The 15,279-nt window shown below is 60.7% G+C and carries 12 protein-coding genes; 9 read left to right on the top strand and 3 right to left on the bottom strand.

Annotated features, from left to right (window positions below):
- The first annotated feature begins 16 nt into the window (after positions 1 to 16).
- Genes tssK through AC1DLV_RS03270 form a run of 8 tightly spaced genes read left to right on the top strand, consistent with a single transcriptional unit; the run spans position 17 to position 10,739 of the window.
- Positions 17 to 1,351, top strand: coding sequence for a type VI secretion system baseplate subunit TssK (tssK, locus tag AC1DLV_RS03235; protein WP_476798135.1), 1,335 nt, complete (start codon positions 17 to 19; stop codon positions 1,349 to 1,351).
- A gap of 4 nt (positions 1,352 to 1,355) precedes the next feature.
- Positions 1,356 to 2,675, top strand: coding sequence for a type IVB secretion system protein IcmH/DotU (icmH, locus tag AC1DLV_RS03240; protein WP_476798136.1), 1,320 nt, complete (start codon positions 1,356 to 1,358; stop codon positions 2,673 to 2,675).
- Between the two features lie 3 nt (positions 2,676 to 2,678).
- Positions 2,679 to 6,218: a type VI secretion system membrane subunit TssM gene (gene tssM / locus AC1DLV_RS03245; protein WP_476798137.1), complete on the top strand. Its 3,540-nt coding sequence runs from the start codon at positions 2,679 to 2,681 to the stop codon at positions 6,216 to 6,218.
- The gene (gene tagF, locus AC1DLV_RS03250; RefSeq protein ID WP_476798138.1) at positions 6,200 to 6,742 is read left to right on the top strand and encodes a type VI secretion system-associated protein TagF; all 543 of its coding nucleotides are present in this window, start codon (positions 6,200 to 6,202) and stop codon (positions 6,740 to 6,742) included. The genes tssM and tagF overlap by 19 nt, the downstream gene beginning before the upstream one ends.
- Positions 6,742 to 7,845: a DUF2169 family type VI secretion system accessory protein gene (locus AC1DLV_RS03255; protein ID WP_476798139.1), complete on the top strand. Its 1,104-nt coding sequence runs from the start codon at positions 6,742 to 6,744 to the stop codon at positions 7,843 to 7,845. The genes tagF and AC1DLV_RS03255 overlap by 1 nt, the downstream gene beginning before the upstream one ends.
- Positions 7,842 to 8,864: a 3-oxoacyl-ACP synthase gene (locus tag AC1DLV_RS03260; RefSeq protein ID WP_476798140.1), complete on the top strand. Its 1,023-nt coding sequence runs from the start codon at positions 7,842 to 7,844 to the stop codon at positions 8,862 to 8,864. The genes AC1DLV_RS03255 and AC1DLV_RS03260 overlap by 4 nt, the downstream gene beginning before the upstream one ends.
- Positions 8,864 to 9,850: a DUF4150 domain-containing protein gene (locus AC1DLV_RS03265; RefSeq protein ID WP_476798141.1), complete on the top strand. Its 987-nt coding sequence runs from the start codon at positions 8,864 to 8,866 to the stop codon at positions 9,848 to 9,850. The genes AC1DLV_RS03260 and AC1DLV_RS03265 overlap by 1 nt, the downstream gene beginning before the upstream one ends.
- A 4-nt stretch (positions 9,851 to 9,854) precedes the next feature.
- Positions 9,855 to 10,739 carry a hypothetical protein gene (locus AC1DLV_RS03270; RefSeq protein ID WP_476798142.1) on the top strand — a complete coding sequence of 295 codons (885 nt, stop codon included), beginning with the start codon at positions 9,855 to 9,857 and terminating at the stop codon, positions 10,737 to 10,739.
- Between the two features lie 11 nt (positions 10,740 to 10,750).
- On the opposite strand, the gene AC1DLV_RS03275 is transcribed toward AC1DLV_RS03270, so the two are convergent.
- Genes AC1DLV_RS03275 through AC1DLV_RS03285 form a run of 3 tightly spaced genes read right to left on the bottom strand, consistent with a single transcriptional unit; the run spans position 10,751 to position 13,858 of the window.
- A complete protein-coding gene (locus AC1DLV_RS03275) occupies positions 10,751 to 11,095 on the bottom strand; it encodes a hypothetical protein (RefSeq protein WP_476798143.1) in 345 nt (114 codons plus the stop codon).
- Positions 11,095 to 11,520, bottom strand: a complete 426-nt coding sequence (locus tag AC1DLV_RS03280) for a DUF6484 domain-containing protein (RefSeq protein ID WP_476798144.1) — start codon at positions 11,518 to 11,520, stop codon at positions 11,095 to 11,097. The genes AC1DLV_RS03275 and AC1DLV_RS03280 overlap by 1 nt, the downstream gene beginning before the upstream one ends.
- A 10-nt stretch (positions 11,521 to 11,530) precedes the next feature.
- Complete coding sequence (locus AC1DLV_RS03285) at positions 11,531 to 13,858, bottom strand: type VI secretion system Vgr family protein (RefSeq protein WP_476798145.1); 2,328 nt, start codon at positions 13,856 to 13,858, stop codon at positions 11,531 to 11,533.
- 201 nt (positions 13,859 to 14,059) lie between these two features.
- Here AC1DLV_RS03285 and tagH point away from each other — a divergent pair, with 201 nt between their 5' ends.
- Positions 14,060 to 15,142 (top strand): type VI secretion system-associated FHA domain protein TagH, encoded by a 1,083-nt coding sequence (gene tagH, locus AC1DLV_RS03290; protein ID WP_476798146.1) that lies wholly within the window; start codon positions 14,060 to 14,062, stop codon positions 15,140 to 15,142.
- Positions 15,143 to 15,279 lie beyond the last annotated feature (137 nt).

Genomic DNA, 15,279 nt, shown 5'->3' on the forward strand with positions numbered 1-15,279 from the left:
TGCTAAGAGTTGCCGCATGACCGACGCAAACAGGGTGCTCTGGTCCGAAGGGCTGTTCCTCCGCACCCAGCACTTCCAGCAACAGGACCGCTTCTTTGAAGCGACGGTGCGCGGCGCTCTTCTGGCCGGGCAGCTCCATACCTTCGGCTTTCGCACACTGACCCTCGATCCGGCCTTGCTGGAGGCCGGACAGGTCGCGGTGCTCTCTGCCCGCGGCATCTTCCCCGATGGCACCCCTTTCGCCATTCCCGACACGATGGACGCACCGAAGCCGCTCGCCATCACCGCGGACATGGGCGGCGGTCCGGTGCTCATCGCCGTACCACTGGAGCCGCCGGGCGGCGTCGGCTTTGATCCCGCGCATGCCGAGGCTAGCGGTGCGCGCTACCGCGGCCGCATCGTCACGGTGCGTGACGCGGTGCAAGGCGGTTCGGACCCCGAGGAGATCGAGATCGCCCGACCGCAGGCACAGCTGCTTGCGCCCGGAAAATCGGTCGGCGGCTACACGGCACTGCCGATCACCGAAATCACGGGCCTGCGCGCTGATGGTGGCGTTGCCATCGACGACAACTTCCTGCCGCCTACGCTCACGACCGGAGCCGTCCATTGGTACGCCCAGCTTCTGCAAGAGGTCATCACCGGGCTCGATCAGATCGCTGAGGCGCATGCCAAGATGGTGCTTGGCGGCCCAGGGCGCAGCGTTGAAGACTTGCTGATGCTCAATCTCGCCAATGCAGCGCGGCCACGACTGGCGCATATGCTGGCGCAGGACATATTCCACCCCGCCGATCTCTACCTCGAGCTTGCCGGCCTCGCCGGCTCGATGGCGACCTACGGCTCAAACTCGAGGCGCCTGGCCGAATTGCCGATCTACGATCACATGGCGCCGGGGCCAGCCTACTCGGCGATTGCCGACACGTTGCGTTCGCTGATCCTGAGTCTGCGCTACGTCGAACCAAAATCGCGAGCGCTGCCGGTCATGCGCCATTCCACCAACGTCTGGAAGGTGCGCATCGACAACCCGAAACTGCTTGTTGCCAGCCGCATCGTCATTCGCGTTGGCTCCGAGCTATCGGAAGATGCACTGCGCAAGATATTCGTCAACCAAGCCACTGTTGGTGCGGCCAACGAATTCGAAGGCCTTTGGAAGTCGCGCCTGCCGGGCATTCCGTTGAAGCCGCTGCACTCGCAGCCGCGCGAAATCCCTTATGACGGCGACCGCCTTTGCCTTGAACTTGATCAAAGAAGCGAGCACTGGGCCTCCCTCCTCGACGCACCCGGATTCGTCATAGGCGTATCCGGGGTGCTGCCGAGCGAGCCGCAGGTCGATTGCTATTCAGTGAACAGGTGACGCGATGAGCCAAGACGATCCTTTCGGCTTGTCGGAGGATCGTGAGCGGACCCGGATTCGCATGGTCGGCACGCCGACGCCACGCGCGCCGATGCCCTTTTCCGCAGCCCAACTGAAGCGGTCGCGTGCCCATCCGAACACGCTGGTCAATGCTTTTTCTGCCCTTTTGGAATTCGCCCCCGAGCTTGAAAATGCGCTGCCGCCGGAAAATCCGGAGCATCTGCGAACCCGCCTGCTCGAAGAGCTCGTGCGGGGGCGTGACGCTGCGGTTGCTGCAGGGTCGTCCGTTGAACGCGCAGACCAGGCCGCATGGTCGGTCGCTGCACTGCTCGACGATCTCGCGCTGAACACACCCTGGGGCGGTGCCAGTGCCTGGCCGCGTCAGCCCCTCGTCGTCATGCTGCGTGGGGATGTCGATGCTGGCGCCCAGTTCTTTTCACGCCTGGAAGAACTTGAGCGCCACCCCAACCGCGACAAGGAAATGCTGGAACTGCAGTATCACTGCATGGCACTCGGCTTCCGCGGCAAATACCGGGTGCCTGGTCGGTCCGGCGACCGATCTTTGAATGCGGTGCGTGCGGCTGCCGCGCGTTTTCTGCGCGATGCAGACGCCGAAGATGCACCGCTTTCGCCAAACTGGAAGGGTGTCGTCGCAGCTGACGAGGCGCCACGCTTCACAGTGCCGATCTGGGTGATGGGTGTTATCGCGGCGGTGCTCGCAACCGCGATCTATGTCGGCTTCTCCCTGGGGCTGAGCAATCAGGCCGTCCAACTCTCCGCGCTAGTCCGTGCGCTTCCGCCGGCAGACCGCGCCGAAGTGTTGCGCACTGCACCTCAGGCAGAAGCGCTTCCGGTCGAGACCGTCGACTTCGCACTCCTACCCGAATTTGCGGCGGCCACTCCGGAAGAATTGCGCCCAGCGTTGAAGGGTGCCGAAAGCGTATCCCTAGCCCGTCTCGTCATCCAGGCCTCCAACCCTGAGCTGTTCCAGTCGTCTCGGGCCGAACTGACAGACGGCTTCCAGCCCCTGGTCAGCGCCATAGCCAAGGTGATCGTCGAAAACCAGGAATTGATCGGAAACATCACGGTTGTTGGCCACACCGACGGCATTCCTCTGCAAAGAACCAACCCGCTTTCCACCAACCAGCGCCTGTCGGAGGCACGTGCCGCAACGATTGCCGACATGCTGGTCCAGAACGGCGTGCCGCAGGAGCGTGTCCGCTCGGAAGGCCGCGCTGCCACCGACCCCGTCGCCGACGACGCTACCCGAGAGGGCCGCGCGCTCAACCGCCGGGTCGAAGTGCTGGTCGAAAAGAGGCTGTGACAGATGTTCATCCTGCGCTTCCTCTGGTCGGTACTGACGTCGCGGTGGCTCTGGACGCTCATCGGGCTCACTTTGCTTTCGCTGATCATCTGGGTGTTCGGACCAATCGTGAGTGTTGGGCAGAGCTCGCCCTTCGCGTCCGAAACGATACGCATGGCGCTGATCGCAGGCTTGGTCATCTTGTGGCTCATCTGGCTGATCATGGCCCAGCGCCGCGCCATCCGTGCCAATCGTATGTTCGTCGCCGAGATCGCCGCAGCTCCGGTGGAAAAGCCACTGACGCCTGGCGAGCAAAGCGTTGCCGCAGTCAGCGCCAAGTTCCAGGGGCTGATGGACGAGCTGAAACGGCGCAAGCTCGGCGGTCGCAAGCTGCTGCGCGATATGCCCTGGTACGTCATCGTCGGACCGCCTGCGACCGGCAAGACGACCGCATTGCGCCAGTCCGGCCTCAACTTCCCGATCGATCTCACCGACGACATCCAGGGTATTGGCGGCACCCGCAACTGCGATTGGTTCTTTTCCGAAAACGCCGTGCTGATCGACACCGCTGGACGTTACGTCCAGCAGGAGAGCCAGCCCGATGTCGACGCTGCCGAATGGCTGGGGTTCCTCGACCTGTTGAAAAAGCATCGCGGGCGGCGCGCGCTGAACGGCGTCATCGTCGCGCTTTCGATCGATGCGCTGTCCGAAGGTGACGAAGCCATCAAGGCGCATGGTCGCAAGATCCGCCGGCGTCTGGCCGAACTGAATGAGCGGCTGGAAATCCGTCTGCCGGTCTATCTGATGCTGACCAAGGCCGATCTGATCAAGGGCTTCGAGCCTTTCTTCGGCGGCCTCTCGACCTCGGCACGCGAACAGGTGTGGGGTACAACTTTCGCGCCCGACGCGCGTGTCGACGGCAACATCGTGTCGCGAGAAATCTCGCTGCTGGCGACAGAGCTTGAGAGACGTCTCGTCCCTCGCCTCGAAGACGAAGACAGCTTGGCGGCTCGTGCCGAAATTTTCAGGTTCCCGGCACAGGTCGAAAGCCTGTCCGAACCGATCCGCCTTCTCATCGAACAGATATTCGGCGAAAGCCGCTATGAAGACAGCGCTTGGCTGCGCGGCGTCTACCTGACTTCGGCAACGCAGGAAGGCGCGCCTATCGACCGGCTCACGGCCGCGCTCTCGTCCTCGTTCGGGCTGCCGCCACGCCGCGCCATGTCCTCGCCTCGCGTCGAAAGGCGAAGCTTCTTCCTCAAGAACCTGCTGACCGAAATCATCTTCAAGGAAGCCGGTCTCGGCATGTTCGATCCGCTTGCCCAGCGCCGCCGGACTTGGATCTGGCGCGGCGCTGCCGCAGCCTCTGGGGCGGCGGTATTGCTCGCCGGATCTCTCTTCGGGCTGTCCTACTACGACAACCGCAACGCCATCGCGGCCCAAGCCGGCCAGTTCGAGGCCCTGCAGGCGCCGCTTGCACCGTTTGCAGCGGCTCCAGCCCCAGTTGACGCGCCTGATATAGATGTCGCGCTGGCAGCGATGGATGAGGTGACCAGTGCCCGCACGCCGCCGCCGAGCGGAGTGCGCGACCTGATCGGCCCGACAGCAGCGCCGGAGCTGCTGCGGGCACAGGCAGACAGCTACAACCACGCCCTACGCAACATCCTCGAGCCGCGCATGGTCGCCTTGCTCGAAACAACGATGTGGCGGCAGGTCCGCGATCCGGAATTCATGCTTGGCGCCCTCAAGACCTACCGCATGATGACCGGCCTGTCGCAGATGGACCCCGATTTCGCTCAGGATTGGTGGGTGAACCACCTGCCTGAGTTTGCCCCTGTCGCCCCCTTTCCGACGGCGAACGCGGAGGAACACCAGCTCGCCGCCATCCGCCGCATGACTGTGGATGCGAGCTATGTTGCACCCGATCCAGCGCTGGTCGCTGAGGCACTGAAGAGCGTCTGCACCATCTCGCTTCCGGCGCGCGCCTACAAGCAGTTGCTGGCCGATCCCGCCGTCTCCGAACTGAAAGAATGGATTCCGGCGAATTTCGCAGGTCCCAACGGCTCCAAGGTCCTTGCCCGCCGCTCGGACAAGACGATGCGTGTCGGCATATCAGGTGCATTTACCTACGCCGGCTTCCACGATGTCATCCTTGACCGGCTGGAGGATGTCGCGGGCCAGGCAGCGCTCGATCGCGCCGTTTTTGCCGGCGGTTGCGAGGAGAATTCCGAGACCTCGGTATCAGCGCTGTCGGAAGATATCCTCAAGCTCTACTACGAGGATTTCATCGCTCAGTGGGACAGCCTGTTGCGCGATATTCGGCTGGCACCGCTGACCGACCTCAACGTCGCCAGCGAAAACCTCAAGGACCTTTCGAGCGCCGATTCCGCGCTCAAGCGCCTTGTCACCGCCGTCGTCCACGAGACCGATCTCATGCGCTCCGACGAAGAGCCGGCTGGTGACAACAAGGCTGCGTCCAAGGGTGCATCGAAGCTCTTGGGCAAGCTCGGCAAGGTCGGCAAACTCGCCAAGGCCGGCGCGAAGCTGCTTCCTCGTGCCGGTTCAGCCACCGAAGTCGACATGACAGGCACGCTCGTTGCCGAGCACTTCAAACCGCTCAAGGGAGCTGTCGCCGAGGTTGATGGCCAGCCGCCCGCGCTTGACGCGGCCGTCGTGGCGCTCACAGCACTTTCGAATGTGCTGCAGACCGTCACCGCCAATCCCGATCCACAGGACGCCATCAAAAAGCAAGGCGGGCTTGCCGAACTTACGGGTGCTGTCGCCCGTCAGGCGCAGATCCTGCCCGATCCGATCGACGACTGGCTCGGCGGCATTGCCGGCGACACAAGCGGCCTGACGGAAAAGGCGGTCACCTCCGAGCTCAACGCCATCTGGCGCGCAGACATTCTGCCTTTCTGCCAGGCAGCGCTCAACGACCGCTATCCATTCAGTCCGCAGAGCGCTGTCGATGTCAACGTCCGAGATTTCGCCCGGCTGTTTGGCCCAGGTGGCTTGATTGACGCGTTCACCAACGATCACCTCATCAGCTATGTCGACACCGCCAAGCAGCCATGGACCTGGCGCGCCGATTTCGGCCTTGATTCTTCGGCGCTTGCTGCCTTCGAGCAGGCCCGCCGCATCCGCGACGACCTCTTCCCTGGTGGGACAGGACCTTTGATGAGCTTCACGCTTGAGCCCAAGGACCTGTCGCCCACCGTCACCCGCGTCACGCTCAACCTCGATGGCCAGAGCCTCGTCTACTACAACAACGCCACCCGCCCGCAGCCAATGACCTGGCCGGGAAAGGACGGCACCGGCACCATTTCGCTCGCCTTCCAGCCGATCGATGGCTCCCCCGAAGTGATCGTCAATGAAACCGGCAGCTGGGCCTGGCTCAGGCTGCTGACAAAGGGCCGTTTCACCGGCACTGCCCTGTCCGACGTCTACAATCTGCGCCTCGGCGCCAAGAACTTCTACGCCGATTTCGAACTGAAGGCGGCAAGTGTCGAGAACCCCTACAATTTGGAGATGTTCAAGAGGTTCGCATGCCCGCAGCAGATCTAGTCACTGGCTTCTACGGCAAGATCCCGGCGACCGGCGATTTTGTCGGCCGAGGCCTTCCGGGCGCGTTCGTGCAAGCCTGGGACCGTTGGGTCGCGAGCCATCTGGCGCCACTGCAATCATCTGGCATCTGGACGGAAGAAGTCGCGCTGCGCCTCCTGCTCGGCCCAGAGGCAAATGGGCCGATGGCCGGCATCGTTGTGCCGAGCCGCGACCGCGCCGGTCGCCGTTTTCCGTTGACTGTCGCCTCTCCGCTTACAGCAGCCGCAACCGGCCTTGCAGGCTCGGCGGCGAATTGGTTCGACGACATCGAGGTCGCTGCGGATTCCGCGCGATATGGAGACGTCAGCGCCGACGAATTCGCTGCCCATCTGGCTGCCCTGCCCTTCCCGACACTCGACATTACTGGTGAGCCGGTGCACGGCATGGTCCTCTGGACGGATGCTTCCGTGCCAATGGAAATTGACCCGACAAACCCGCAACCGGCACTGGATCGGCTCCTCATGGCGAGCTGGGAGACCGGCTGATGCAGATCTGGAACCAGACCGGCTTCGTCTATGAATTCACCATGGGTATGGACAAAGCTGCGCACGAATACATCGTCGTCGTAGTCAAGGGCACGTTCGACTTTCCCGACACCCCTGGCGGGCTGGTGCACAAGTCGGCTGAGCAGGTGCCGCTGGTGATGGCCGATACCTGCACCGGTGAGCCAGGTTATTCGGCAACGCTTTGGGAGACCGATTTCGCTTTCCGCAAACCGCGCTGCGATGTGGTTGCCAATGGCTGCGCCTATGCGCCTGGTGGACGTCCGGCCGAACGGGTGCCGGTAGGGATCAAGCTGGGCGGTTGGCAAAAACTCTTCGAGGTGGTGGGCATGCGCGAATGGCGGGCTCACGGGCCTCTGTTCATGGCGACAGCACCCCAGCCCTTTCTGCGCCAGCCATTCTCCTACGATACCGCTTGGGGCGGCACCGACCGCCTCGACCCCGAAGACAAGCTCCCGGGTAGCTACCAGTTTAATCCCGTCGGCACCGGTTGGGCGCGTACCCGCAACCAACATCTTGTTCCCGGCCTCAGGTTGCCAAACACACAATCCATCGGTGAGGAGATCCGCTCGCCCTTTGGCGTCTACACGCCAATGAGTTTCGGGCCGATGGGACGAGGCTGGCCCGGGCGGATAGAATATGGCGGTACGTACGACCAGAACTGGATCGACAACGTCTTCCCATTCTTGCCGGCGGATTTCGACGAACGCTATTTCCAAATGGCGCCGCCCGACCAGCAGATAACCCCGCCTAAAGGTGGCGAGGAAGTGGTGTTGATCAACCTCACATCTAGCGGCCGCGAGAGCTTTCGTTTGCCATCGACAAGGCTACCCATGACGCTGTTCAAGGGACGAGAGAAGGCCTACGAAGCCAACATCCTCCCCGACACGGTCCTGTTCGATCCCGAGAACCGCCGCGTCTCGCTGGTCTGGCGCATCTCGCAGCGTATCCACCGAACCATCCTCGACTTCACCGAATGCTGGGTCGGCCCACCAACAGAGTCGATGTTGCGGGCACGGGCGGCGGGGCGCGCATATGTCCGTGCAAGCGGAACCACACCGCTAGACGAAGTAGAGGACGCATGAGCGCTCCACTCGACATTGTTTCGGTCGGTATGGTCACAGCAGTTGGTCTCGATGCACCTTCTAGCTGTGCGGCCATGAGGGCGCGGCTCGACGGCTTTCAGGAAACGCGCTTTATAGGCTCTCGCGGCGAGTGGCTGGTCGGCGCGCCGGTACCGTTGCCACGCAACTGGATTGGCGAAAAGCGCATGGCTCATCTCGCCGCCGGCGCGATCTGCGAGGCCTTCAACAACGCACCGCAAGCGCGAGGTCGGACAGCGTTGATCCTTTGCCTCGCCGAAGAAGACCGTCCCGGACGACCAGTTAGAGACAATTCCGGCCTACTCCGTCGCATCGCCGAGATCGTCGAGGTCGAGCCGCATACACGTTCGCGGATCGTCTCACATGGTCGACCTTCAGGCCATGCGGCCCTAGAGCAAGCGCGACGGATTCTGGCGTCGGGCGATACCCCCTATGTGATGATCGCCGGGGTGGATAGCTATCTGACCAGCGATGCGGTTGGTCACTATCTCAGCGCAAAACGGTTGTTGACGCCAAGTAATCCCAACGGTTTCCTACCGGGTGAAGCGGCGGCAGCTGTGCTTTGCATGCGTTCGAAACCAGACGGTTTTCGCCTCTTTGGATTGGGGCTCGCGCGGGAACTCGCTTCGATCTACAACCCGTCGGACCTGCCTTTGCGAGGCGACGGCATGACGGAGGCGTACCGTGCCGCCTTGCAGCAAACAGGCATAGAGATGGCGCAACTCGGCTATCTAATCTCGGACTTCATTGGGGAGCAGTACTGGTTCAAGCAGAGCGCGCTGGCAAAATTGCGGCTACTCCGCGGCCGCCATGAATTCCAGGACATCTGGTCGCCCGGTGAATCCCTTGGCAATGTTGGCGCTGCCGTCGTGCCCTTGATGATCGGCATGGCTTGGACGGCCAACAAAAAGGGCTACGCTGCCGGCAATCCTGTCCTTATCGAAGCTTCCAACGATGCCGGCGCTTGCGGTGCTGCGGTACTCGCTGCAAGGACCGCCTAATGTCAAACGTCTTCGCTAATGGATTGGAAATTTCCGGCAAGGCGGTAAATGCAAGAACAATCGCAGTATTCCCTGACACCTGCTTCACGCCGCCCGAAAACCCGGCAACGCCCCCGGGGGTGCCGGTTCCCTATCCGAGCTTCGGATTCGCCAGCGACACAGAACAGGGCACCGGGACAGTCAAGATCGGGGGGAAAACAGTCAATATTAAAAACAAGTCAGACCTGTCGAAGACATCTGGAACGGAAGCTGGCAGCGCCGCGAAAAAAGGCTTGATAAGCTCGAATAATACTGGTGAAGAGCACTTCAATTCTTGGTCAGGCGACGTGAAATTTGATGGCGAGCCGGTCATACGTATGTCTGACCTTGCTACGAACAATCATGGATCGCCGTCAAACACAGTTTCCTGGCCTCATATAGCCGGCATGTCATCAGGCGACCGTGATTGCTCGGATATTCTGAATGACCTTGAGATTTATGTCCACGAGTATAGAGATCGTAAAGACTACTGCGAGAAGAAGACGTCAAGTAACGATGACACATATCAACAATCAGACCACATACTTCAGAATGCATGTTTTGTTCCTTTGGGTAACAGGACCTCTCGCCAAGGAATCGATACAGTTCAGGATTACTACTATCGCGACGCGCCATGTATTTGCTTGAAGGATGCCACAACCGCCGGAACCGAGCATGGCGAAAAGACAGCAGCGCAAAACAAATGGTCAGCCGATCAAGCCAAAACCGGGCGCGCACCCACCTACAAGGAGGTGCGCGAGGGCAATCTGGAAGCTATGAAGAAGGCAAAACCCGAGCTCGCCAACAAAGAAGGAGAGCCAGAGCATCCGGCGATAGATTGCTTACGTCAAATTTGCGACGCTTATTTCCTGCCGCTGATGGACGACGAGACCGGAGACAAAACCGCCTGCCGGACGCCTGGCCAAGACTTCAGTGCTCCCAACACGACCGTTCCTGTTCAAGGTTAAGCTCATGACTCCACGGAAACCTGACGATATCGATGATGAAAAACCTCACAGCGTCAGTTGCGATGGCGTGGCGGTCGACGCTGGAGGCAAACTCTTCACCTTGGGAGTCTACACCAACGGCGAAGGATTCAATTCGTACGTGAACGTCAATTCGGACGTTGGGGCCGGGGCGGGGGACGTCAAGTCCGAACTGCTCAATTGGAATGGCTGGCTGATAGATCTCTGCCGCGACCCGTCGGGCCGGTTGTTTGCCTGCGATATCCGCGGCCGGATTGCCGAGTATGACGGGGGCACCTGGTCACAGACAGATGTAAGTCCAGGCGATCGCCTAGTCAGGTTCTTTGCCTTATCCGATACAGAGATCTTTGCCTGTGGCAACAGTGGTATAGTTTACCAGAGGAACGCACGTGACGCTTGGTCCGCGTCCAGCCCTCGACTTGGGGATACTATTTTTGCAATCGGCGGCACCTCAATTGATAACCTCTACGCGGTGGGGGAGGCCGGCCTTGCCTGGTGGAAAAATGGTGCAGCTTGGCAGCGTATCGACCTTCCCACCAATGCGCGCCTCTTGCACGTATATGCCCTTGGAGTCGACGATGTGGTGATCTGCGGCCTTGGGGGAACTCTCTTCAGGGGGGCTGGCATGAACTGGACCGACATAACGTCGAGCGACTTAGACCTGCATTGCCTCGCTGTCTTTCAAGGCACAACCTATGTTGCTGCGGGCGGCGAAGGCCTCTTCGCCCTCATAGGCGGATCGCTACAACTGACAAAGAAGACCTTCCAGTCCTACAAGATCATCGCGAACGATGCTTACCTCGGCAGCGCGGGCGGTGCCATTGGGATGCGCTTCGACGGTAAAAATTGGTTTGGTACTCGATATGTGTAAGTTCTTGGCATTTAATCTCTCGACGTCAGAGTCGCCGTCAGAAAAGCTCTGACTTTCGGAAGATCGAGTTCAGCGATACGTGGGGTTCTGTTTCCCATCAGTATTCTCACCACAAACAACTCGCCCGCTTCCGGATATTCAGCATAACGCTCTTGCGCGATTTTACGTCCGATTTCTCCAGCAACGCGCAGCCCGTCGAGATGCGCTTCCAACCTCTCGACAAGACGAGAAACCCGCACAGTGTCCATGTCCGGGTTCTCGTCCGGATACAGCAAATGGTGGTCGTAGACGGTCCATAGGAACGCCGCCATCTCAGCGTGCTGACGGATGATCTCACTTAGGGCCGGCGCTGGCATCAGTTCAGGTTGACCGAGCCACCGCGGATGCGGTTGGCGGCACTTGCGTGGCTTGTGACGTAGGTGCCGCGGATGGTGATGTGGCCGTCCTTTTCCATTATGATCGTGGCCTTGCCGCAGCGCAACTCGATCCGCTCTTGCCCAACGATCTTGACACTTTCGCCGTCGCGGACGACCTGTGGCACCTGTTGCTTGCGCATAGGATCGACTATGCGCCCGACAATCAGTGGTCGGTTGGGGTCACCTTCCTGAAAAAGCAACGCCACCTCGGCACCGATCATCTCCGATGTCAGTTCGGCAACGCTCCGGGCAGGCATGGCAGTCTCTTGGGGATTGCCTGGAAACACGACGAGTGGTGAATCCGCGTCGAAGCCCAAAAATATTCCGATCGCTACACCTTCGATCCGTCTCAATGTCTTGGTCATTGCAACCGCCTCAATTCTGCTTGATCTCCGAACCCTTCATCGTGATGTCGCCAGATGCTTTGACGTTGATCTTGCCGGAGCCTTTCACGGTAATGTCCTTGCCTTCGATGTTGATGGTCCCGTCCTTCTTCATCGAGATGGCCGCCGAACCACACTTGATGACGATGGAGTCGCCTGCGTCGATCAGGAGGTCCTTGCCAATCTTGATCGCACCATCCTCGCCGACCTCAACCAGGCTGCCTTTGGCGATCTTCAGCGTCCGCGCGCCACCGACATCGGTAGCGTCATCCTTGGCGACTTTCGCCGAGCGTCCGGCGCCGACATCGGTGCCCTGATCCTTGGCGATCTTGACGGTCTGGCCAGCACCTATGTGCACGCTTTGGTTTGCCGCGATTTGCCAACTGTCGTCTGCGCCGACGTCGTGACTCTGCGCAGCGCCCACGCTGACCGAACGGCTTGCCCCGATCGTATTCGTCTGCGCGGCGCCGACGCTGCGTGTCTCGGTCGCGCCGACGGAATCCACGCGCGCGGCACCAACCGTAATCGCTTGAGCGATAGCTACCGTCTGCGCATGATTGGCACCGATCGTCTCGGTTGAGTTCGAGCCGATCTTAATCGTCTCGTTCGCCCCGACCGTCAACGAGCGGTTCGAGCCCACCGTTTCGGTGTCGTTGGCGCCAATGTTCGTCGTCTGGTCGACGCCGACCTTGACCGTCTTGTTGTTGCCGACGTCCTCATCCAGATTGTGGCCAACCGAGTGTTTTGCGTCGTGGTCGATGCGGTCCGACTGGTCGTGCTGCACCAGCTTGGTGCGGTCGTTCTTGACCAGAAGCTTGTGGTCTTTCTGCGCCTGGAAATTGACCAGTTCGGAGCCTGCCTTGTCTTCGAACATCAGCTCATTGTAACCGCCGCCGCCCTTCGATGAATCGGATTTCCAACCTGACTGGGTGGCCGAGCCCGGCAGGCCATAGGGGGGCATCTGAGCGGCGTTGTAGACCCTGCCGGTGATGATCGGCAGGTCCGGATCGCCCTCGATGAAGTCGACAATCACCTCCTGGCCGATGCGTGGTATCTGAATGAAGCCGAAGCCGCTGCCTGCCCAGGTTTGCGACACCCGCACGAAGCAGGAACTGTTCTGATCCTTCTTGCCCTCGCGGTCCCAGTAGAATTGCACCTTCACCCGCGCATATTCGTCGGTGAAGATTTCCTCGCCCGAGGGGCCAACGACACGCGCCGTCTGAGGACCGCGCATGATGGGTCGCGGCGTGATCCGCGGTGGGCGATATGGCAGGCTGGTCGGGGCCACACCGAGGACCACCGTGAAGCTTTCGCCTTTTGTATCGATGCCGCTGCGATAGCCAGGGTCGAACACGCGGTATTCGACGCTCAGCACCAGGTATTCCTGGTTCTGGTCATCGCGCGGAAAGCCCTCGAGCTTGAAGGTACAGCCAGAAAACAGGCCGCGCACGGTGCCGGCGGCTGCAATGCGCTGGTGCACGGCCTGCAACTCCTCGCGCCGGATCGCAGCGATCTTATCGCCGCGGCCGACTTCCAGATGGGCGCCAGGCTGGCGGTAGTTCTCGCCGGCTGCGAGCTTGTGGCCGAACGCCTGTGCGGACTTCGCCATGAGGTCGGCGCCCGGCTTCTTGAAGTCGTAGTCGGTGTGCGCGTAAGCGCCCGGGCGCACCGAACTGCCCGGAGCCCATTCGGTGATGTACTCGACGTCGCGCCGCGCCCCTTGCCCTTCGAAATGATACGGCACCTTCTCATAGCCTGTTGGGGCCTTGAGCATGTTCATGGCGTCGGCAAGGATCAGCTTGTGCTCGCCATCGCCGTGCTCGAAGAAATACATGATGCCTTCGTGCTCGAGCAGGCGCTGCACAAAGTCGAGGTCGGTCTCGTCATATTGTACGCAATAGTCACGCGGCGGATACGACCCTTGCAGCCGCTTCTCGAACTTCACGGTGCTGTATTTGGAAAAGATCTTCTCGACTATCTCGACGACGCTCATGTTCTGAAAAATGCGACAGTCGGTTGTATTGCCGAGAAACCACAGCCACGGCCGGACCACAGCTTCGTAAAAGGCCAGCCGGTCCTCGATGCGGGTAAGACGGAATTCCGAAACGAGGCCGCTGAACCAGCGTACCGGATCGGACTCGCCTTCGATCGAGACGGCGCCCCCGAGCAGTTTCAGAGGATCGATTTCCGGATCGCTGCTCACAAAGCCGACCGTATAGGCAAAACAGCGGCTAACCTCGTCGCGTCCGGTCAGATGGGTGAAAGTCAACGTATCGGCGCCAAGAGGTGTCCGGACCACAGTCGCGCGATCGTTAGCCATGGCGTCATGCCCTCTCCGGACGGCCGGACTTCTATCACAAAGCTTAGCACAAGTTTTTCAACCGGCCAAAGTAGGCGTGGCGGTGCCGCTGAATGTGCCGATGCGAAATGTCCCTGTGCTGGGGTCGCCGTAAACTGCTAGAATAAATGGGTGAATTTGGACGAGACTGCCGGAAACAGAGGGTTTGGCGGACGAATTCGGATGCTCATCAATCTGACCATCGAAAATGTCGACAGGCTGCCAAACGGCGGACCGTTGAGTTACAGCTCCAATGGTCGCAGCTTTGCCATCGGTCGCGAAAATCGCGACTGGAACCTGCCCGATCCCAATCTCTTCATCTCCGGTCTGCATTGCGAGGTCCGCTACGACGGGGGCACGTTCTGGCTCTATGACGTCTCGCGCAACGGAACCTACGTCAACGGATCGAACCAGCGCATCACTGACCCGCACCCGCTCAACCACGGCGACCGGCTCTGGATTGGCCGCTACATCGTCGCCGTATCGATCGAGAACGACCGGGATGCGGCTAGCCAACGGGGCAATCCAGCGCCTGCAAGGTATGCCGTAGACCAAGTGGGCCAACGTCCGCCGCAATTCGCCGACCCTTTCTTCGGCGGAACCAGCAACGACCAAAGCGCCATTGGCGTCGCAGCGCAGCCGCCGGTACCGCTACCAGCCGCGCCATCGCCTCTTGTGGCTCCGGCTCAACGACTGGAGGCCACGGAGCTACTTCGCCTCATAGCGGCCGGCGCAGGCGTCTCGCCAGAAATATTTCTGCAGCGCGATCCAAACGACGTTGCCGCGGAAGTCGGCGCGGTGCTGCGGGCGGTGGTCGATGAACTCGCTTTGTTGCTCAAGGCGCGCGCGGCTGCCAAGGCGTTGGCCAAGAGCAGCCACCGAACCATGATCAGCGGCGTCGACAACAATCCATTGAAGTTCATTCCGCGCTCTGAAGAAATCCTCGAAATCATGTTCGCCCAGCGCCGCTCTGGCTACCTTGACGCCAGGCACAGCATTGAAGAGGCGTTCCACGATCTCAAGACACACGAACTTGCGACTTACGCCGCGATGCAGGCGGCACTTTCGCGACTGCTCTCGGAACTTTCGCCCGACACCATCGAGAGCAAGCTTGCCGGCTCTTCATTCGTGTCGAAGAAAGGCCGCGCCTGGGACATGTTCGTCGCGACATGGGAGGCCAAGGAGGCTGCCCACGAAAATGGCATGCTCGATGTCTTCCTGGCCTATTTCAGCGAGGCCTACGCCAAATCGGCAAGCAAGAAATGATGCTGCCTTTGCCGAGTAGATCCGTCCTGGTTCCAATCGGCATGTCCTTGCACTACGATGCGTAATTGGCACGCGAGCAACACTGTCTGACCGGAGGCGCCTGCAGCATTTGTCAGCGCAGTGCAGGCGTCGCGCGA

Source organism: Aminobacter sp. 01T433 (assembly GCF_056398585.1).